This is a genomic window from Thalassobellus sediminis (assembly GCF_044386045.1).
GTDB classification, from domain to species: domain Bacteria; phylum Bacteroidota; class Bacteroidia; order Flavobacteriales; family Flavobacteriaceae; genus Thalassobellus; species Thalassobellus sediminis.
This window is the reverse complement of the sequence record NZ_JBISCD010000039.1, coordinates 185,993-207,509: the sequence shown is the minus strand read 5'-3', so window position 1 is coordinate 207,509 and position 21,517 is coordinate 185,993. Positions and strand designations below refer to the sequence as shown.

At 25.5% G+C, this 21,517-nt stretch carries 18 protein-coding genes; 13 read left to right on the top strand and 5 right to left on the bottom strand.

Going from position 1 to position 21,517, the window contains the following annotated elements:
* Positions 1-2: 2 nt before the first annotated feature.
* Positions 3-1,025 (top strand): glycosyltransferase family 2 protein, encoded by a 1,023-nt coding sequence (locus ACH5TW_RS05645; protein WP_439335519.1) that lies wholly within the window; start codon positions 3-5, stop codon positions 1,023-1,025.
* Here the strand turns inward: ACH5TW_RS05645 and ACH5TW_RS05640 are convergent.
* The 3 genes from ACH5TW_RS05640 to ACH5TW_RS05630 all read right to left on the bottom strand — a co-directional run bounded on the left by ACH5TW_RS05640 (position 999) and on the right by ACH5TW_RS05630 (position 5,111).
* Complete coding sequence (locus ACH5TW_RS05640; RefSeq protein WP_439335518.1) at positions 999-2,015, bottom strand: glycosyltransferase; 1,017 nt, start codon at positions 2,013-2,015, stop codon at positions 999-1,001. The two genes, ACH5TW_RS05645 and ACH5TW_RS05640, sit on opposite strands and share 27 nt — an antisense overlap.
* A 14-nt stretch (positions 2,016-2,029) precedes the next feature.
* The gene (locus tag ACH5TW_RS05635; protein ID WP_439335517.1) at positions 2,030-2,644 is read right to left on the bottom strand and encodes a glycosyltransferase; all 615 of its coding nucleotides are present in this window, start codon (positions 2,642-2,644) and stop codon (positions 2,030-2,032) included.
* A gap of 589 nt (positions 2,645-3,233) precedes the next feature.
* Entirely contained in the window at positions 3,234-5,111 is a 1,878-nt protein-coding gene (locus ACH5TW_RS05630) for a right-handed parallel beta-helix repeat-containing protein (RefSeq protein WP_439335516.1), read from the bottom strand.
* Positions 5,112-5,550: 439 nt separating this feature from the next.
* Here ACH5TW_RS05630 and ACH5TW_RS05625 point away from each other — a divergent pair, with 439 nt between their 5' ends.
* From ACH5TW_RS05625 to ACH5TW_RS05570, 12 genes are all read left to right on the top strand, one after another.
* A complete protein-coding gene (locus tag ACH5TW_RS05625; RefSeq protein WP_439335515.1) occupies positions 5,551-6,693 on the top strand; it encodes a glycosyltransferase family 4 protein in 1,143 nt (380 codons plus the stop codon).
* A 132-nt stretch (positions 6,694-6,825) separates the two neighbouring features.
* On the top strand, positions 6,826-7,431 hold the full coding sequence (locus tag ACH5TW_RS05620) for a sugar transferase (RefSeq protein ID WP_439335514.1): 606 nt from the start codon (positions 6,826-6,828) through the stop codon (positions 7,429-7,431).
* Positions 7,432-7,481: 50 nt separating this feature from the next.
* Positions 7,482-8,450, top strand: a complete 969-nt coding sequence (locus ACH5TW_RS05615; protein ID WP_439335513.1) for an ATP-grasp domain-containing protein — start codon at positions 7,482-7,484, stop codon at positions 8,448-8,450.
* Positions 8,434-9,099, top strand: coding sequence for an HAD family hydrolase (locus ACH5TW_RS05610; protein WP_439335512.1), 666 nt, complete (start codon positions 8,434-8,436; stop codon positions 9,097-9,099). Before ACH5TW_RS05615 ends, ACH5TW_RS05610 begins: the two co-directional genes overlap by 17 nt.
* A gap of 6 nt (positions 9,100-9,105) precedes the next feature.
* Entirely contained in the window at positions 9,106-10,155 is a 1,050-nt protein-coding gene (locus ACH5TW_RS05605; protein ID WP_439335511.1) for a peptidoglycan bridge formation glycyltransferase FemA/FemB family protein, read from the top strand.
* Entirely contained in the window at positions 10,152-11,387 is a 1,236-nt protein-coding gene (locus tag ACH5TW_RS05600) for a GNAT family N-acetyltransferase (RefSeq protein ID WP_439335510.1), read from the top strand. Before ACH5TW_RS05605 ends, ACH5TW_RS05600 begins: the two co-directional genes overlap by 4 nt.
* Before the next feature lie 2 nt (positions 11,388-11,389).
* The gene (locus ACH5TW_RS05595; protein WP_439335509.1) at positions 11,390-12,562 is read left to right on the top strand and encodes a GNAT family N-acetyltransferase; all 1,173 of its coding nucleotides are present in this window, start codon (positions 11,390-11,392) and stop codon (positions 12,560-12,562) included.
* 7 nt (positions 12,563-12,569) lie between these two features.
* The gene (locus ACH5TW_RS05590) at positions 12,570-13,745 is read left to right on the top strand and encodes a GNAT family N-acetyltransferase (RefSeq protein WP_439335508.1); all 1,176 of its coding nucleotides are present in this window, start codon (positions 12,570-12,572) and stop codon (positions 13,743-13,745) included.
* A gap of 1 nt (position 13,746) precedes the next feature.
* The gene (locus tag ACH5TW_RS05585; RefSeq protein ID WP_439335507.1) at positions 13,747-14,805 is read left to right on the top strand and encodes an aminoglycoside phosphotransferase family protein; all 1,059 of its coding nucleotides are present in this window, start codon (positions 13,747-13,749) and stop codon (positions 14,803-14,805) included.
* 121 nt (positions 14,806-14,926) lie between these two features.
* Positions 14,927-16,111: a GNAT family N-acetyltransferase gene (locus ACH5TW_RS05580; RefSeq protein WP_439335506.1), complete on the top strand. Its 1,185-nt coding sequence runs from the start codon at positions 14,927-14,929 to the stop codon at positions 16,109-16,111.
* 14 nt (positions 16,112-16,125) lie between these two features.
* The gene (locus ACH5TW_RS05575; protein ID WP_439335505.1) at positions 16,126-17,286 is read left to right on the top strand and encodes a GNAT family N-acetyltransferase; all 1,161 of its coding nucleotides are present in this window, start codon (positions 16,126-16,128) and stop codon (positions 17,284-17,286) included.
* 12 nt (positions 17,287-17,298) lie between these two features.
* Positions 17,299-18,471 carry a GNAT family N-acetyltransferase gene (locus ACH5TW_RS05570; RefSeq protein WP_439335504.1) on the top strand — a complete coding sequence of 391 codons (1,173 nt, stop codon included), beginning with the start codon at positions 17,299-17,301 and terminating at the stop codon, positions 18,469-18,471.
* A 109-nt stretch (positions 18,472-18,580) separates the two neighbouring features.
* On the opposite strand, the gene ACH5TW_RS05565 is transcribed toward ACH5TW_RS05570, so the two are convergent.
* Entirely contained in the window at positions 18,581-19,072 is a 492-nt protein-coding gene (locus ACH5TW_RS05565) for a T9SS type A sorting domain-containing protein (RefSeq protein ID WP_439335503.1), read from the bottom strand.
* A gap of 4 nt (positions 19,073-19,076) precedes the next feature.
* Complete coding sequence (locus ACH5TW_RS05560; RefSeq protein WP_439335502.1) at positions 19,077-21,515, bottom strand: DUF8740 domain-containing protein; 2,439 nt, start codon at positions 21,513-21,515, stop codon at positions 19,077-19,079.
* Positions 21,516-21,517 lie beyond the last annotated feature (2 nt).

The following is a 21,517-nucleotide window of genomic DNA, read 5'->3' as shown; positions in this document are numbered from 1 at the left end:
TTATGAAAATTAGTTTTATTCTTCCAACTTATAACATGGAAAAATACCTAGCAAGATGTATTGATAGTGTTATTAACCAAGATATGGCAAAACATGATTATGAAATAATTATTGTGAATGATGGATCTACAGATAATTCGTTAAAAATTGTAGAGAAATATGCTTGTAAAAATAATAACATTATTATTTATTCTAAAAAAAATGCGGGACTTGGAGCTGCTAGAAATACAGGACTAGAAATCGCTAAAGGAAAATATATATTTTTCCTAGATACAGATGACTATATCGTTGATAATTGTATCTCTAATCTAATTGAAATTGCAGATAATAATAAGTTAGACATTCTTACTTTTATTTCAACAATGACAAAAAGAAACGATTTAAATAAGTCAAAGACTAATATAGAAATAAAAAATATTAAACATCCTTTACTAGGAATAGATTATGTTGCAAATTATAATCATAGAAATGAAGTATGGTGGTATATTATAAATAGAGAATTTTTAAAAAAAAGTAGTATAAATTTTGATGAAGGACAATGGCTAGAAGATGCTATATTTACCGCTAAACTATTTTTAAAGGCTAATAAAATGGCGCATGTTGAAATAGATGTGCATCGATATAGAATTAGGCAAGACTCTATTGTTAGAAATAAAAATATTGAACACTATAAAAAAATTCTATCAGACCAAGAAAAAGTAATATTTGATTTTGATAAATTAATTAATAAGCTACCTCAAATAGCTAAAGAAAATAGTAACTATTTACGAAGAATAAAAAACAGGCAACAATCATTTGTTTTTTTCTTTATAATAAGGTTCATGAAATCGGGACTAAGCTATAAACTACTAAAACAAAAATTAAATGCCTTTAAAGAAATTTCAGCATACCCATTAAAGGATTTTGTTGGTGAAGAATATAATGGGTTTAAATACAATGTTTTAACTAATTTATTTAATTCTGCTTTCTTGCTTAAGTTTGTGCTAGTTTTTTATAAATTATTTAATAAGTTTATAAATAAATAAAATTAGATAAATAGTTATTTTATGATTAAACATGAAAACCATCGTATAAAACTTTAGCTTATTAGTTTGATTATCAACTGCATTATATGGAATTGGATAGCACCCACATTTATTTAATTTATTAAGGTATTTATCAAAATTTTTAATAGAAAATTTTGCTCTTATCATTCTTATAATCATAAAAAAAGAATCTCTATCTCTTCTTTTTCTAATATTTTCAATTATAGTTTTATTCATCACAGGATACATTATTTTTATCTTTTCAATAAATAATTCTATATCCTCAAATAATATTAAATAATCATCAATAATTTTTTTTAAGTGAGAAGGTTTTTTATTTCTAATAGATGAACCTTCTGATTGGTAATACCTATAAACATCTAAATCTAATTTTATTGTCTTTTTCGCTTCCATAAAAAGTGATAATGTAAAAATCACATCTTGATGAAAAACTCCTTCTTTAAAATTGATGCCAGTGGTTAATAAAAACTCTCTATTTATAATATACCACCAAATTTCAAACCGGTGCTCGGGATATAATTCTAAATATTTTTTACCACAAATTAAATTTAAGTTTTTAGAATTTATTTGTTTGTTTTTACACTCTGTTAAATTTAATTTATTTGTTCTTAACGCATCAAAAGTTATAATATCTGGTTTAAATTTCAAGGCCATTTTTAAGACAATTGACAATGTCTTGTTAGCTAAATAATCATCAGAATCTAAGAAATAAATATAGTCGCCTTTTGCATACCCAATTCCATGATTTCTAGCCACACTACTTCCTTGATTATTTTGATTAACTAATTTAATATTAAAATATCTTTCCTTTAAATCCTCAACTACTTTCTTTGTGTCATCCGTAGATCCATCATTCACAATAATTATTTCAAAATCATTAAGATTAAGTTTTTGATTATAAATGTTTTTAATACAATTTTCAATATGCTTTTCAGAATTATATGCTGGAATAATAATACTTAACTTCATAAAATTAAAATATTTTATATTTTGGAATATGCTTCTTTAGTTTTAAGAGCAAATTTCTCCCATGAATTTTCTTTAGCCCAATCTTCAATTTTTTTCTCAGACTTTTCAACAAACAACTCTTTTTCAAAATATACTTTTTTCATTACATTAGAAAGTTCATTAATATTATTAATTTTATAAGTATATGTTCCTGGTATATATATATTATCAAGTAAAGAATTTATTTTTGGTATTATAACTGGTTTTCCAAAGGATTGTGCTAATAATACAGAACCAGATGTTAAAATTTTTTTAAATGGAAAAACAACTATATCAGCTGATTTATAATATAATTGAATATCATTATCTGGTATAAATTCATTTCTAAAAATTATGTTAGTAGTTTTATAAATTATTGTGTTAATTTGATTATTCAAATAATCATTACTTACCAAACCAGCAATTAATAAATAAGAATCTTTTAATCCATTGTTTTTAAATGCATTTATTAAGTCTAAAACACCTTTATATTCTTTTATATGACCAACAAAAGAATAAACAAACGCATCATGTGGAATTACTAATAATTTTCTAGCTTGTTCTTTAGTAATATTAGATTCATATAATCCATAGTAACTAGGATGTCTCATTATACCTATATTTTTTACATGAAATTTTTTTAGAATTTCAATATTTGGTTTTGAGTGAAAAATATGTAAAACAATTAATCGGGAAAAAATATTCAAAATTATTTTCTGATATTTTAAATTAGATCTATCATGACTTTCTCTATTATGCACGGTCCACACTAATTTAACTCCTATGATTTTGAAATATAAAATCTGAAATATAAAATTAATAGATTTTACTGTCATTAAAAAAAAATTATCGTGTAGTATAAAATGATCAGGCCAATGAATGTGAATATAATTAAATTTTGAATTAAAATAAGTTTTGATTAAACCAAAAAAAGAGTAATTATTCGAAAAAAAAACTTTTACATTTTCTTTTTTTAATTCGTTTGCCAATAATGCTTGATATGGATTGTATTTTCGGTAATCTGGTATAAATAATATTTTCATTATAATAAATAAAAATTAACATTCAAAAAACAACTTTTTTAACTAAATAAATTGAGAAATATTAATAGTTAGCAATAAAATAAAAGCTCAAAATAATTAGCAAAACTAACCACTTTGAACTTTAATAGCTTAATGAAAAAAGTTTTAAAATAGAAAATTAATTATTGTTTTCTAAAACTAAATTAGTACAATTAATTTGAGTAATAGTCTTATTTGTTGATTTATTGTTTCTAAACAAAATATCTCTAGAATTTTCGAAATATATTTCTTTTGGCGAAATAAATTCACAGTTTTCAATAACTAAATCGCTACTTGTTATACTAGTACCTAAATTTGAATTAAAACCACTTAGAGATATAGGACGATGATTTACTTTTATTTTGTCATTTTTAATAACAAGATTTTTGGATTTACCATTATTTGTTAAATATCCATAACTTATAGGTCTCAAGCTTTCATATGTGTTATTACTTATTTCACTATCAACCAATGTTTTTAAATAAATCCCTTCCTTGAAATCTTTTACAATATTATCTTTTACAGTAATATACCGTCCACCTGGAGCCATACCCGTATTAAACCCAATAATAGTATTACCTATAATTTTGTTAGTATGTGACTTAAATTCATTCTCTTTAAAAATTGTAGCTAAACCAATTCCAATAGATGTTTTTACACCTTTTGGATTTTGAATAATAGTATTATTTCTAATAGTTGTGTTATAACACAATATTCCTCCTATAGTATTATCAAGGGTGTTATTTTCAATTAAAACATCATTAGCTGTAAAAATCACAATATCACCTGCATAATTACCTGTAAATTTATTCCCTCTAATCACGACATGCTCTATTTTTTGATAATCTATATACTTACCATTGGCATCTAACTCTCTGTGAGCTTCTAGATCAATTCCGAACTGAGGTGCTACACCAGAAGAATCATGAATTCTAGTACCATTAGAGTCATACCTAAATTCACCTCCACCTGCATTATTGACTATACAATTTTCAAGAGTTAAATACTCGCCATCTCCAAAAGTTACATTATTTCTTCGAGAACCTTCTATTTTGCAGTTTTTTACTAAAATATTTTCACAAAAAACAGCGGGAGTATATTGCCTATTTGTACCTGACCCATAAATAAAACCATCACCTGTTGAATTAGAAATATTAACCCCATCTACAACTACATTTTTACAACCACCTATTAGTAAAAGAGCATGTCCTTCATGAGAATTTCTGTTAATACCAAAAACATCCGTAATAGGTGAATAGTCATGAGTAAAACGATCACCAATTAAATTCCCTCCGGTTATTGTTATATTACTTTCTATATATGCTCCTAATAAAACTGATCTAAACCATTTATTAGGTTGAACCCTTAAAAAAGTCTCATCAGTCATTTCAAAATTAAAATTTGAAGGTAAATGTATGCCATTATTTATATATTCAGAATCTAAACTTAATTTTGGATCACCAATTGCAAAATAAGCATCCATTTTTCCTATTTTAAAAGTATCAATCCCGAATTGATATAATTCATCAATCACATCTTGTATAATCAATTTATTTTTTAATGCAACACTATCGGAAACTACACCTTCTATTATCCCCCAACGTTTTGGATTAAAATTAAAAACTGTGTCTTTCATTTGTGGACTTGATCCACTAATATTTAAACTGCTATTTAAAAGTTCTCCAGATATAATTGTATTCTCAGAAAAATTCAATGTTCCATTAATAATATCTCCACCTTGGTAAATTATAGTGACATTATTTGGAAGATTAATAGTTTCTCCATTTAAATCTAAAATACAATTTATAATTATAGTTTCATTTGCTTCTAATACATCCAAATTAAAGTCACAATTTTTAGTTGTGTCAATATTATTTACAAATTCATCCTCATCTTTTGGAAAGTTTACTTCTTCATTTACTATTATTTGTTCGATAAATAGCTCTTCTTTATTACATGACAAAAAAGTCAAAAAAATAAAAGAGGCATTTAATATAGTTCTAAGAATTATTTTCATAAGTTAATTATTTACGGGAGACATTTTTATTAATGTGATAAAACTATATAACATCTGTTTAATTGACGTTTTTTTTCGACGAAATACATGTATTATTTTTAAAAAATCGTTAAAATGTATTTTTTTATCGATAAAATAATAATTAATCTTATAATTAAATTGAAAATTGTTTTTACTTAAGTAACTTTTTAGGATTGCAAAAATAAGATAATAAGGCTGCTTGAAATAAGATTGTTAATAAATCATGTTATTTGTTGAAAAAATTAAATAGAAAGCTAAAGGTATAGAGGGGTAAAAAATAATATTAAAAAAAAATATTTAAAAACAATAAATCTAATTAAAATATTATTAGCATAAAAAATATTGATTTACACTTAAAATATTTAGTAATAAATATCTTTTATATATTTGTTTTTTAACTTAACCTTCCCAAATTACTATGAAAAAAAAACTAATACGTGTGGTAACATCTGATGTTACATTTAGTCTAATTAAAGGGCAATTACAGTTTTTATCTAACAATTATGAGGTTATTGCTGTTTCTTCTGCAGGAAAAGAACTTATCAAACTTGAGAACAGTGAAAATGTAAGGATAAAAGATATTGAAATAGAAAGACATATATCAATATTTAATGATTTAAAAGCACTATATAAATTATACAAATTTTTTAAACATGAATCTCCTTATATAGTACATTCAATGACTCCTAAAGCAGGACTTTTGAGTATGACAGCATCATATTTAGCAAAAGTACCACATAGATTACATACTTTTACTGGACTGATTTTTCCAACAAAAAAAGGTTTTTTAAGAAAGCTTCTTATATATATGGATAAATCACTTTGTTTTTGTGCTACTAAAATAATACCTGAAGGAAATGGTGTTAAAAATGATTTAATTAATTTTAATATTACTTCAAAACACTTAAGTATTATTGGAAATGGAAACATTAATGGCGTTGATATTGAGTTTTTTGATCCGAAAAATTTTGATGAAAACTTTAAATCATCTCTTCGCTCAAAACTAAATATATCTAAAGTAGATTATTTATATGTATTTGCAGGTAGATTGGTAAAAGATAAAGGAATAAATGAATTGATAGAAAGTTTTATTAAAATAAATACTCAAAATAAAAATACAAAACTGCTACTAGTAGGTACATTTGATTCAGATTATAACCCTATAAACAAAGAGTCTCTTAATATTATTAAAACAAATGAAAACATTATAAATACAGGTTGGGTTCAAGATGTTAGACCTTATTTTGCGATTTCTAATAGCCTAATTTTCCCGAGCTACAGAGAAGGTTTTCCTAATGTAGTTTTACAAGCATGTGCTATGAAATTGCCATGCGTAGTTACTGATATAAATGGATGTAATGAAATTATTACTGATAAAATTAATGGCATAATTATACCTGCAATGAATTCAAATGCATTATTTGATGCTATGAAAAAAATGTATCTAATAGAACCAGAGAAACATATAATAATGGGAGAAAAATCACGTGATATTATTTTATCTAAATTTAGAAAAAAATTTGTTTGGAATGCAATTTTAAATGAATATCAAAAATTATAAATAAAATATTCAAAAATACACTCACAGGAAATATCTGATAATTTCCATTTGTCAAAAAAAATAGCGCTTTAACAATTAAAAGTTCTATTATAAATTAGTTGTGCTAATTTTATTCATAATTACAATAAATTAATGTATAAATTTTTTTTAAAACGATTTTTAGATTTTTGTTTAGCTTTAATAGGCTTTATTATATTGTCCCCTATTTTCATTATTTTATCCATTTACCTTTTTTTTAGCAATAAAGGAAAACCTTTTTTCTTGCAGAAACGACCAGGGAAAAACGACCATATATTTGCTATTATTAAATTTAAATCTATGAATGATAATAAAGATGTAAAGGGTGTTTTATTACCGTTTGATAAAAGAATTACAAAAGTTGGAGCTTTTATTAGAAAATATTCTTTAGATGAAATTCCACAATTAATAAATGTAATAAAAGGAGATATGAGCCTAATTGGTCCAAGACCTTTATTAATTGAATATCTTTCAGTATATAATGATGAGCAAAAAAAAAGACATCTAGTAAAACCAGGTATTACAGGTTGGGCACAGGTAAATGGTAGAAACACCATAAGCTGGAAGAAAAAATTTGAATTAGACACATGGTATGTTGAAAACATATCTTTGGCATTAGATATTAAAATATTTTTACTTACAATTAAGAAAGTTATAAAAAAAGAAGATGTAAACTTGTCAGAACATTTAAACGCAGAATATTTTAATGGACACAATTAAAACTAGTTAATCATAAAAAACAATCTTATTTCCCCTTACAATATAAATTTATGAATATATTAATTACTTCTGCTGGAAGAAGAGTATCTCTAGTAAAAGCTTTTAAAAAAGAACTAAAAAAACTAGTTCCATTTTCAAATGTCTTTACTGTAGATTATGAACCCGAATTATCGGCAGCATGTCATGTATCAGATAAATCTTTCTCTGTGCCAAAGGCCGAAGATATAAACTATGTAGATTCATTATTAAGTATTTGCATAGAAAACAATGTCAAATTGATTATTCCAACAATTGATACTGAATTATTAGTTTTATCTGATAACAAAAAAATGTTTTTAGACAAAGGAATAAACATAATTGTTTCTTCTGTAGATTTTGTTTTAAAATGTAGAGACAAGCGTAAAATTCATAATTTTTTTGTTAAAAACAATATACAAGTAGCAAAAGAATATAGTCGGAGTAATTATAAGTTCCCACTCTTTTTAAAGCCATATGATGGTAGTAGAAGCGTTGATAATTTTATTATCAAGAGAAAAGAAGATTTGAGCTCTATGCATCTTGAAAACAAAAAATTAATGTTTTTAGAATATCTAGATCAAACGCTTTATGAGGAATTCACTTGTGATATGTATTATGACAAGAATAATAAACTAAAATGTGTTGTTCCAAGAAAGCGAATTGAAATAAGAGATGGGGAAATAAATAAAGGAATTACTAAAAAAAATATAATTATAGATTTTACCAAAGAGCACTTATCTCAAATAAACGGTGCTATAGGATGCTTAACAGTTCAATTTTTCAAACATAAAGTTAATGAGAAAATTATAGGTATAGAAATTAACCCACGATTTGGAGGAGGTTTTCCTTTAACTTATTTAGCTGGTGCAAATTATGTTAAATGGATTTTAGAAGAATATTTGTTTGACAAGAAAATTGAAGAACAATTTGATTGTTGGGAAAATAATTTATTAATGCTTAGATACGACAAAGAAGTTTTAGTTAATGATTATAAAAATTAAAAATACGGTTGTAGTATTCGATTTGGATGATACTTTATATAATGAATTAGATTATTTAAAATCTGCATATAGGCATATTTCAAAAATTCTAACAAAAAAAGACGGATGGGAATTTTTATATGCGCAAATGTTTTCACTTTATCGTAATAAAAAAGATGTATTTAGTTTTTTATGCAATACTTTCAAAGTAGAAAAAGAATTTTTACTTAACGAGTATAGAAATCATATACCCGACATAAAACCATTTGACAGAGTAATTAATTTGTTAAAGGAAATTAAAAAAAAGAATGGAAAAATTGCAATAATTACAGATGGCAGAGAAATAACACAAACCAATAAAATTAATAAATTAGGCTTAAAAAAATTCTTAGACTTAATTGTTATATCTGAGGTAGTAGGTACAGAAAAACCAAATGAAAATAATTACAAAATTATTGAATCACATTTTCCCAATTATAATTATATATACATTGGTGATAATATAAAAAAAGACTTTATTACACCAAACATAAGGAAATGGAAAACAGTTGGACTTATTGACAATGGACTAAATATTCATAATGATGACTCGTTTTTTATATCAGAAAAACCATTTCTCCCTAATTATTTTATTAATAGCTATAATGAAATTATATTAACCGACAATTGATAATTTATGAGCTATACCCTTAACGAAATCCGAAATAAAATTGAATGGACAGCATGCATAAATAAATGTGACTCATTTGATTTCTATCACACCTATGATTATCATGAATTATCGAAATCTGATAAAGAAACTCCTTTATTACTTGAATATACAGAGGAAGATATAATAATTGTTATTCCTTTACTTGTTAGAGATATCGCTGGGACAAATTATAGAGACGCAACTTCTGTTTATGGTTATGCAGGCCCAATAACCAAAAACCTTCCTTATAGCTTTGATAATAGTAATTTTAAAAAATATATATTAACCTATTTTAAAAAGAATAATTTTGTATCTATCTTTTCTAGATTAAACCCCTTTATACCTGGTCAATGCAGGACCATTATAAATATTGGCACCATTTATAATCAAGGTAAAGTTGTTAATATTAAAATTAATGAAGATGTTGAAACTCAAAGACAGTTATTTCAAAGGAGGCTAAAAACACATATTAATAAAGCTAAAAGACATTGTTCTATTAAAAAAGCGACTACTGATGAAGATCTAAATACATTCATTGACATTTACCATGAGAATATGGATCGAGTAAATGCCAAAAAAACTTATTATTTTAGCAATTCCTATTTTAAAAAAATTGTAGCTTCTGATGCTTTTGAAACTATTATATTATTAGCAACCGATAACAATACCGGTACTGTCATTGCTGGTTGCCAATTTATTATAACCAATGGAATTGTACAATATCATTTATCTGGCACAAAAAATGATTTTTTGCATTTTATGCCTACCAAATTATTGATTGATGAAATGAGAATACGAGCAACAAAAGAAGGTTTTAAATTTTTTAACCTAGGAGGGGGCTTAGGAGGAAATGATAACGATTCATTATTTAATTTTAAATCAAGTTTTTCAAAAGATTTTAAAGATTTTAATTTATGGAAATTAGTAACAAACCAAAAAGTTTATAACGAATTAATAATAAAAAAAGATGTGAAAATAAATTCAAATTATTTTCCTTTATATAGATATTATGATGATTTAAATGTAGATCTGTGATCAAACGAAACCCTTTTGTTTCTCATCTATTTACTAATGTTTGGGGTAAAAACTTCAATCATAAAAACACTGTATTTAACTTTAACTTTATTACCCAAATATCGTTTTATAAACCATTATTTTTACCATTATTCATAAATATCGGAAAAAACCTAACCAAAGGCATTTCTTATTCTATAAATGAAAACTCTAAAAATTTAAACTTTAAGGGTAAAGTATTATTAATTTATGATGTACCAAGATATTTCAATCTTAAAGAAGGTCATCTGCCAAAAGGAATTAAATCAATAAGAATTAAACAATATCCGGGCTTTTTAATAAGCCTTGAAAATTATAAGGACTTAAATGATTATTTAAGTAAAAGTTTTAGCAAGAGTAGTAAGCAAAAATTTAATAGATATAAATCAAGACTAGAACTATGCTTTGACATTAAGGAAAAAATGTTAATTGGTAATATTGAAAAATCTGAATATGATTTTGTTTTTAATCACTTTAAAGCATTACTTACCAAAAGGTTTGATGACAAACAGATAGTAAATAATAATTTAAACCCAGAAGAATGGAATTTTTATTATGAAGTGGTTTATCCTATGTTACTTGAAAACAAAGCCGCTTTATATGTCATTTATAATGGCAACATCCCTATTTGTGTAAGGTTATTATATTTTTCAGATACAATCATATTTGATGCTATAACAGTATTTGACATAGACTATTCAAAATTTCATATAGGCAAAGTTTCAATCATGAAAATGTTAGAATGGAGTTTTAAACATAATTATAAAATATTTGACTTTTCAAAAGGTTATTATGATTATAAAGAAAGTTGGAGCAGTTTAAAATATGATTTTGAATATCATGTATTATTTGATCATACGTCAATAATATCATATACTCTTGGTAAAACTATTGCTCTATATTTTAAATTCAAACAATTTTTAAGAGAGAAGGAATTAAACAAAAAGCTTCATAAATTAACTTATCGCTTGAGAAAAAGCAACTCTAATGACACATCTTTAACAAAAGAAATAACTTATGATAATATAAATTTAGATTCATCTAATCTTAAAGAAATAAAACTAGATGATAACTATCCTTTTTTAAAAAAACATGCATATGATTTTCTTTTTATCACTAAAGAGCATTTTGAAAATTTAAAGATTTATAAAGCAAATACAACATATATATTAGAAGTAAATGAACATAGAAAAATTTTATCTATAAAACTTTAAATATGTTAAGAAGAATATTAAATACTGAACACTCGGACTTTAACTTATTTCATAAAAAAACTCTACAAGAATTTTACATAGGAGTATATAATAAATTTAACAATGATTCTTTCTTCAGTAGTGAGGAGTTTGAAACAATAAAAAGTAATGATAAAAAAAGATTATCTCGAGTAAACTATGTCCCAAAATATTTAAACTTAGTTATAAATGAAAAAAGTGAATTTAAAAAGATAGAATTAAATACTGCAGAAAAAGGTTTTATAGTTAATTTAAAAAAATATTCTGATGTAAAAAACTATATGCTCTCACAGTTTGGAGCAAAAAGTAGATCTAAAATTAATTCTAATTTAAAACGTTTAGAGTTATGTTTTAATATTTCATACAAATTTTACTATGGTAGTATCTCAAAAAAAGAATACGACTTTTTATTTAAAAATCTCTATTCACTCATAAAAAAAAGGTTTTTAGAGATAAATAAAGAACACCAAGCTATAAAAAAATGGAAGCAATATGTTGATAGTATTTACCATATGGTATTAAACAAATCTGCGTCGATTTTTGTAATTTATGATGATGAAAAACCAATAGACATTTGTATAAGTTATCACTTTGATAATGTTGTATTTAATGAAATTCGATCTTTTGATATTGATTATTCTAAATTTAGATTAGGATACGTTGATATTTATAAACAATTAGAATGGTGTTTTGAACAAGGTTTCGATATTTTTGACTTAGGTATGGGAGAACTTCGATACAAAAAAGAATGGTGTAATGTAGTATACCCATTTGAGCATCATGTTGTTTTTAACAAAAAAAAGATTATAAACTATTTATTAATAGTGATAACGAAAATTTATGTTTCAATATCAAAAAAAATATTTGAATTTAAAAAAAAGTATATCACAAAAGAAAACATAAAAAATAAATTTAATATAAAAAATAGATACATAGTTGATGATATTTATTTAGAAAAATTTAATTCTGAAAAAAACACTTACTTAGAATTAGATATTGAAGCAGAAAATAATAAACATTTAAGAAAATGTTTTTATGAATTTTTATATTTAAATAAAAACTTAAAAGCTTCTACAAAAATTTTTAAGAATATATCTAATAATAAATATATTATAAAAGGGAATAAAAAAATTAAAGAAATTGAATTAGTAGCTTAACAACAAAATGGTTAATTATATTTTAAATAAAGAGAATTTTTATACAGATCTATTTGAAAACGATAAAATTTCAAATGCGATTAAGTATGTAAGTATTTCTAATTCAAATAATATAATATATAAATCAGAAAAGAATCTAATTTTTGAAAATAAAATAAATTCAATACAATTAGTACCTAGCTATTTAAAAATACACATAGATAAAAAATTAAAAAGCAAAACTGTATTTCAAAAAAAAGGGTATGCTGTTAACTTAAGCGGATATGAAGATATAGGACAGTATTTAAAAGCCAATTGTAGTAGTAGTACAAAAAAAAACACCATTAGAAGTATAAAAAAATTAGAAACTTGTTTTAGTATTCGATATAAAATATTCTATGGGAGTATTGATTTTGAAACTTATTCATTTATAATGAAAAGTTTACTAAAAATGCTAATAAAAAGATTTGAACAACGTACAGGTAGGAATAGAGCAATTGAAAATTGGGATTATTATTTGAGTAAATGCTATAATCTTATTTTGAATAAAAAAGCATCTCTATTTGTAATATTTAATAACAACCAGCCTATTAAAATAACCTTAAACTTTTATTATAATTGTATAGTTTATAGTGCTATATCATCCTATGACACAGATTTTCATAAATTTAGTTTAGGCAATATTGACACCTACAAACAACTAGAATGGTGCCTAACTAATAAATTTTCAATATTTGACCTTGGATATGGTGATTTTAACCAAAAAAAGACTTGGTGTAATTCAATTTATAGCTTTGAAAATCATGTGGTATCTACTTTTAGTAAACAGATACTAGCAAAGGTTTATACTTTTTTTATAAGCTATAAGTATAAATTTATAAATTATTTGATAACTAAAAACATCAATACAATTTTCTCAGAATATAAATCGATGTTTACTTTTAAAAAGAAAAAAATAATTAAGGATATTGTGCATTATGAAACAGAAACTATTTTAAAAGAGCATATTAATTACAAACAGCTTATTAAAATAAATTTTTCTAGCAAAGAATACAACTGCTTAAAAGAAAATGTTTATAATTTTATTTATAAAAATAATGAACACATAGATAATGTTACTACTTACAAATTTAAGAATCTAATAAACTGCTATATAATTGAAGGAAAAAAAAGCGCAAACAAGATAACATCAAATAAACACTAAAATGACTATAAGAGGATTCTTATTTAAATTAGGATTTATACCTTTCTTAGTGCAGATGAAATACCTTTTTGAAAAATTAATTGAAGTTTACGATATTCTAATAGGAAATAAGTTTTCAAAGAGAAAAATTAGAAAAATATTATCGAAACATTATAAAAACAAAAAAATTAATGTCATTTCTAAAATTGATTCATATCAACAACAAGTTTTCTTTTTTTCATTAAAAAATGACAACAAAATTATTGAAGGCTATTTTAAGACATATATTGGAAATGCCTCTTGGTGGTCAGCAAATTTAGATAATCTTTATAAACGTGAATTAACTTCTTTAGAACTTTTAAATCAATCTAACTGTCCAGTACCAAAAATTATTATTAATGAAGAAGAAAAAATACCATGGATTATAACTAAAAATATTAAAGGTGAAACTTTACTTGCTTTAGCAAGCAAGAAAGAATTAAAAATTAATCCAACAAAATTAGCACAACTTCTTTACAAAATACATTCAACAGATATTTCTTTTCTTGTAAAAGAAAAAAGTTTAACCTGTTTTGATGAATACTACATTGAAAATGAACTTTCAAAAATAGCATTATTTTGCAATATTGATAATATATTTATTACGGAATTAATTCAAATAGCAAATAAATGCAAGGAAAGTAGTGATTTAGTGTTTTGCCATGGAGATTTTCATCTTGGGAACATATTGTTAGATTATAACAATAATTTATCTACAATTGATTTTGAAGAATCAGTTATTGGTTATCGTCAATATGATCTTGGAGAAATAGGATATCACTTAATAAAACTTTATGGTGAAGAATTTTATGAGATTTTTTTAGCTGCATATATGAGAATTTCAAAATGCTCATTTGATAAAAACCTTTATAGAGATATTCATGATTTTATTGATATAAGAAATAAAATAATAGGCATTTTTTTATTAAATGGAGGTTATAAACATAAACTTCCCTATTCTGTTAGTTTTATTAGAAATGAAAATACTGCACGTAAAGAACTATACAGTATATTAGATAAACGTAAAAATATTAAACTGTAACTTTCTTATAATAATATATTAATCATATTAAAAACAAATTGAAAAAATATTTGAATAAGAAAAAAAATAATTCAACTAAATTAATTTTAAATACATAACTCTTTCTATAATTAGAAAAAATATGGCATACTTAAAAAAACACTTATTTCTTTGGACCTATATAACGAAAGGCGAAATCCCAGAGTGTTATAAAGAATTAGCAATTCAAAGCAAAATTTATGCAATAAAAAACAACATAAATAACTCAAAAAAGTTACCACTTGTTAATACTGTTAGCTTATTTCCTAAATTTATATCACCTAAAATAACATGCTTTGATGAATATAACTTAAAAACTATAAAACATTATGGCTTTGAAGGAGCGGGTATATATATTGATATAGAAAAAAACGAAACAATTGATACTTATATGAGTTCTCATTTTAAGACTCAACTAAGAAAAAACATAAAACGTTATATAAATCGCCTTGAAAAATCATTTGATATTAAATATGAATATAACTTTGGTAATATATCTCAAAGCAAATATGATTTTTTAATGACTGCTTTAAAAACTATGCTTACAAAAAGATTTGAACAGAAAAATATGACTAATATTTTTTTAAAAAAGTGGGATGAACAAATCAAAGGTCTTCATAATTCAATAATCAAAAAAAAGGCTTCACTTTTTGTAATTTATGATGGCGAAAAACCAATAAGTATTTCCCTTAATTATCACGAAAGTAATACAATCTTTTTTGGACATTCTGGCTCATTTGATATTGACTATATAAAATTTGGTCTTGGTCATTTAGATAATTATTTACAATTAGATTGGTGTTTAAAAAACAAATACAAGTTTTTAGATTTAGGTACAGGAATATTAGATTACAAAAAAAAATGGTGCAATACATTTTATGATTTCGACTATCATCTTTTTTATAAAAAAAAATCAATTTTAGCATTCATCATTTTATCTTTTGAAATTTTTAAAATAAAAATTAAAAACACAATTAAATTAATTAATCCAAAAGGTGTTATTTCAAAAATAAAAAAGATACTAAATTATAAAAACGACTTCAAGCCTAATTCAGTTCCTAATTATAATATTGAAACCATCCAAACACAAAAAATTAATAAGACTTTATTAAAAGAAATAAATATTAATACAACAGAATATCAAACTTTAAGACTTCCTATCTATAATTATTTATATACGAGTCAAGAAAACATTAAAGATATTTCTGTATATAAAATTGAAAACGAATTACAAACCTTTTTAGTTCAAGGAAAAAAGAATACTTTAAAAGTAATCTTTAATATTTAATATAACCATTTGAAATGTCCTTAACAGAAAAAAATGTATTTATAGATAAACTTAAGTATAGAGGTGTAATAACATCTCCATACTCCATTATTTCTAATCCTAATTCAAATAAAACTTTATACACCACTTCAAATATTGAACAAAAAGAGAGTAACGCTTTAACAAAACTAATAACATTATTTCCAACTTACTTCTCTTTTAATTTAGAGAGCAACAAGAATTTAAAAGTTATAAAGATTAAACAGCAAAACTTGCCAGGTTTAGCTATTAAAACAGATAATTATAATGATATAAATTCATTTATGTCTGATAATTTCACTCCGAAAGTAAGAACATCAATAAGAAGAAGCTTAAAAGGCTTAGAAACATGCTTTGATATAAAATACAAAATGGTATTTGGTGAAACATCTCATGATGATTACACTACCATAATGGAATCACTCAAAACTTTATTAACGAAAAGATTTAACCAACGAAATGAAGTTAATGTCTTTCTAAACATTTGGGATGATAATTTTGAATCTATTTTTAAATTAATTAATAAAAAGAAAGCTTCATTATTTGTTATCTATGCAGATGAAAAAATTATTGGAGTATCAGTAAACTATCATTTTAAAAACATTTTTATTGGAGATGTTATTGCATATGATATTGACTTTTCTAAATTTGGGGTAGGAAACACTATCATATACAAACTTGTAGAATGGTGTTTGAATAATAATTATTCATTATATGATTTTGGTAATGGAGACTTAGCATTTAAAAAAAGATGGAGTAACCTATTTTATTCTTTTGAATATCATGTTTTTTATAACAAAAATTCTTTGTTAAGCTATTTAACAGCGATAGCATTAGTATTTCAAATTAAGATAAAGAATTTATTAAAACTATGTAATGTTCAAAGATTATATGAATATTTAAAAAACACATCTAAAGGAAAAAAAATAGAGATAAAAAACAACTATGTTTTAAATAATATTGAGAAGATAGAAAAATACGAAAAGCTAGAACAAATAAATATTTCTGATGCTTCTTTTTCGCATCTCAGAAAATTATTTTACACTTTTTTATACACTAATAATGACCATATTAAAAATGTTAGGATATTAAAAAATACCGACAAGCACTTTTTTTTCATTGGTAAAAACAAGTCCCAAGAAATTATTTTCAACTAGTAATCTATTTACATGCAACTTATCCGAACAAACTTTTTCAATACATTAAAAGAAAATCATTCTAATATTAAAGGTTATAAACAGTTAAATTATACCCCTAATAATAAAATACTATCTGATTTCGAAGGAAAAATAGATGATAACACTATTTTAAATAAAGTTATATCTAATATGCTATTTCCTTCATACTTAAAACCTGAATTTAGTAATGAACCAAATACTAAAATAGCTATAATACCTCAAAAAAAAATAACAGGGTATTCAATACTATTAAAAGATTCTAAAAATATTGAAGACTTTTTATTAAAAGAATATAATAGTCGCTATAGAAAAGAAATCAGGAGGCATTTAGGGAAATTTGAAGCTTGCTTCAATGCTAACTATAAAATGTTTTTCGGTAAAATCTCTAAAGAAGACTATGATTTTTTAATGGGTTCGTTGCATAATATGCTCATACGACGTTTTAATCAGCGTAATGACAAAAATAAAATTCTAGAAAATTGGGATTACTATTTAAAAACAACGTTTTCTCTCATTAATTCTAAAAAGGCATCTATATATGTTATTTATGATGGAACAAAACCTGTGCAAATTTCTTTTAACTTTCATATTGACAAAATATTATTCATTTCAATAACATCATACAATATTGATTACCAAAAATTTTCGATGGGAAACAATGCTATTTATAAGTTATTAGAATGGAGTATTGAAAATGGGTATAACCATGTAGATATGGAATATGGTTATCTACATTATAAACAAAAATGGAGTAATTTTATTTATAGCTATGATCAACATGTTATCTTCTCTAAAAGTAGCCCAATGATGATTGCTCTTGCATTTGTTGAAATACACAGAATAAAATTCAAAAATTTACTAAAATCTTTAAATATTGATGATTTAATAAAAAAGATTAAAGAAAAAATTAAAAGTAAAAGTATACCAGAAAAACAAGTAACTTTTGAAAAAGAAATTATAGAAAATTTAAACACGACGCAATTAAATTTGATCCATAAACATGAAAATGATGAAGATTATTTTAAAATTAAACCTGCAGTATTTGATTTTCTATATTACCATAGAGAACATATTGATTCAATAAAAATTTTTAAAGACAAAACGAATAATTCTGAATACTATTTAATTGGAAAAACAAAGACTGAAAAAATCAAATTACATTAGCTAAGTATTTTCAATAATTTAAAACAACTAAAAAAAAGCATCATTTCTAAAATCAATATTTTAGAAATGATGCTTTTTTAAATTAATTTACTACTATTTTTATTAAAGCTTAATTCTTAACAACTTTGAAAGCCTTTATAAGCTGATTACCTTTTATTAAATTAAAAAAATAAGTTGCCTGTTCCAAGCTTTCTAAATTTAAAGTAACAACATTTTCTTGTATTATTTCTCTTCTAATTAACCTCCCATTAATATCTAAAAGTTCTAATTTTAAACTTTCTTGCTCATTCGCATAAAAATAAGTCTTATCAATTCTTAAAGTTAAATAATTACTTGTGGGATTAGGGAATAATGCTATATCAATACTAATATTAGTATCAACTCCTAATTCTTCAAATATCTCATAAGGTTGCTGAACTCCTGCTGCTACAGTGTTTCCAGTGCCATCAACAATCATTTCATAACATATTTGACCAATACTATAACTAGCTGTTCCTCCAACTCCTATAGCCTCTCCTCCAGAAGCAACTACTGCACTTTGTGCCTTTAAAAGACCAAAACCAAATAAAAAAATAATAAAGAATATTATATTTGTTTTCATTCTTTTAATTATTTTTTTTTAGCTGTTCTTCTACTTTTACTAACCTTTCTAATAATGATTTTAAAACTGTATTCTCTTGTTCTAAACTCTCTATGTTTTTAATAGCTTCTTCTAAAATTTTTATTTTAGTTTCTTGAGCTTTTAATTGTTTATTTTGTTCAATAGTATATAACGTTAATTCTTCGATTTTTTCAACCAATTTAATATTCATTTCAGCTAATTGAAGTCCCTTCTTTTCCATTTCTTTATCTGAATCAATTCCAGGTAAATGCTTGTTTTTTGCTATAAATTTTTCAACATCTTCTAGTTTTGGTAAATCGTAATCCTTAGCAAAAACATAATCTGGCCAGTCTCCAACATCTAAAGATACCTGAACTTCTTGCGCATGTATTTTACCTGCTACTATAAGCTTTGTTACAGCACCAGTATCAGCAGGAATATCAGAAAAATCAGTAACAGCAATACCAACAACTCCTGAAGACAGATTAATATTGCCTCCTACTGGTATCCAAGGACTTGTCGTAACAGATCCTCCACCCTCACTTAAAGAAACAAGATAATCTACTTGAGACAATAATTGGGTTGGTCCTGTTGAACCTATATCTCCTTTACTTGCGATTAAATTCCAATACGTTGTATTAGTTGGATCTTCATTTAAAACCGTATCTAAAATACAAATGTATGACGATCCATTAAATTGAACTGATTGACCAACAGTATAGTTTTGTGCACTCCACGTTCCTTGCCAATCGACAACTCCAGCAGGTCCTTGAGCTCCATCATTTCCATCTGAACCTGCTAAAGAAAGTAACCATGCTGACTCTGTTCCAACAAAACCATTATTAACTGCTACTTGATAAGCTGATATACCATCTGTTCCATCTGCTCCGTTTAATCCTGACACACCTTGTATTCCCTGATCACCGGTATCGCCTTTATCACCCTTAGGGCCTTGTGGGCCTCTTATTTGCCCCACAGTTATCCATTGTGTACCATTTGAAACCAAGCCATCTCCTACAGAAACAGGATTACTTGCTTGATCTGTTCCAGAATCTGTAGTTATCCACATTAAACCTGGAGTAGAACTATCTTTAAGCAATATATTAGCTATTATATCTGAACCTTCAACTGTAACTCCTCCTCCATCATTTCCTTGTGGTCCTTGAATGCCCTGATCTCCTGTATCACCTTTGTCTCCTTTATCTCCCTTAGGTCCTTGTGGACCTGTAGCGCCATCTAATCCTGCTAAACCTTGTATTCCTTGAATGCCCTGATCTCCTGTATCACCTTTGTCTCCTTTATCTCCCTTTGGTCCTTGTGGACCTGTAGCTCCATCTAATCCTGCTAAACCTTGTATTCCTTGAATGCCTTGATCTCCAGTATCACCTTTGTCCCCTTTATCTCCCTTTGGTCCTTGCGGACCTGTTGCGCCATCTAATCCTGCTAAACCTTGCATTCCTTGAATACCCTGATTTCCTGCATCACCTTTGTCTCCTTTTGATCCTTGTGGTCCTCTTATTTGTCCCACAGTTATCCATTGTGTACCATTTGAAACCAAACCATCTCCTATAGCTACTGCATTTCCTCCTTGATCTGTTCCTGAATCTATAGCTATCCACATAAGGCCTGGTGTATTATTGTCTTTAAGAAATATATTTGCTATTGTATCCGAACCTTCTACTGTAACTCCTCCTCCATCATTTCCTTGTGGTCCTTGGTCGCCTTTATCTCCTTTGTCACCTTTAGGACCTGTTGCTCCGTCTAATCCTGCTACACCTTGTATTCCCTGATCACCGGTATCTCCTTTGTCACCTTTATCTCCCTTATCTCCTTTAGAACCTGTTGCTCCATCTGCTCCGTCTAATCCTGCTACACCTTGTATCCCTTGTATTCCTTGATCACCGGTATCTCCTTTGTCGCCTTTATCACCCTTATCTCCTTTAGGACCTGTTGCTCCATCTGCTCCGTCTAATCCTGCTACACCTTGTATTCCCTGGTCACCTTTGTCACCCTTAGGGCCTTGTGGGCCAGCAACAGAACTACCACTATTTTTTGCATATAATGCATAAGGAACACTTATAAGTTGACTAACACCATTAATGATATAATTTGTTCCTCCAAAAGGGTCTATTTCAGTTTTAATGTAGTAAATATCATTTCCCCAATCAATCGTTTTAAAATCATCAATAGTAACCCCTGTCCCTATTTCTACACTTAATAAACCATTGATATTTGTTGTCGGATTTTGTGTTTCTGTATAAACAATAGTCCCTTCAGAATTATTTTTTACAATTCTAATTCTAAGTCCCAAAGTTGTATTTACTAATAAATTGCTAAAGTTATCTCTAACAACCGCTTGGTAACTCATTTTTTCAGGAGCCTGAGCAAATGAAAAAATTGTTACAAAAAAAATAAGCACAAAAAATATACTTTTAAATTTCATAC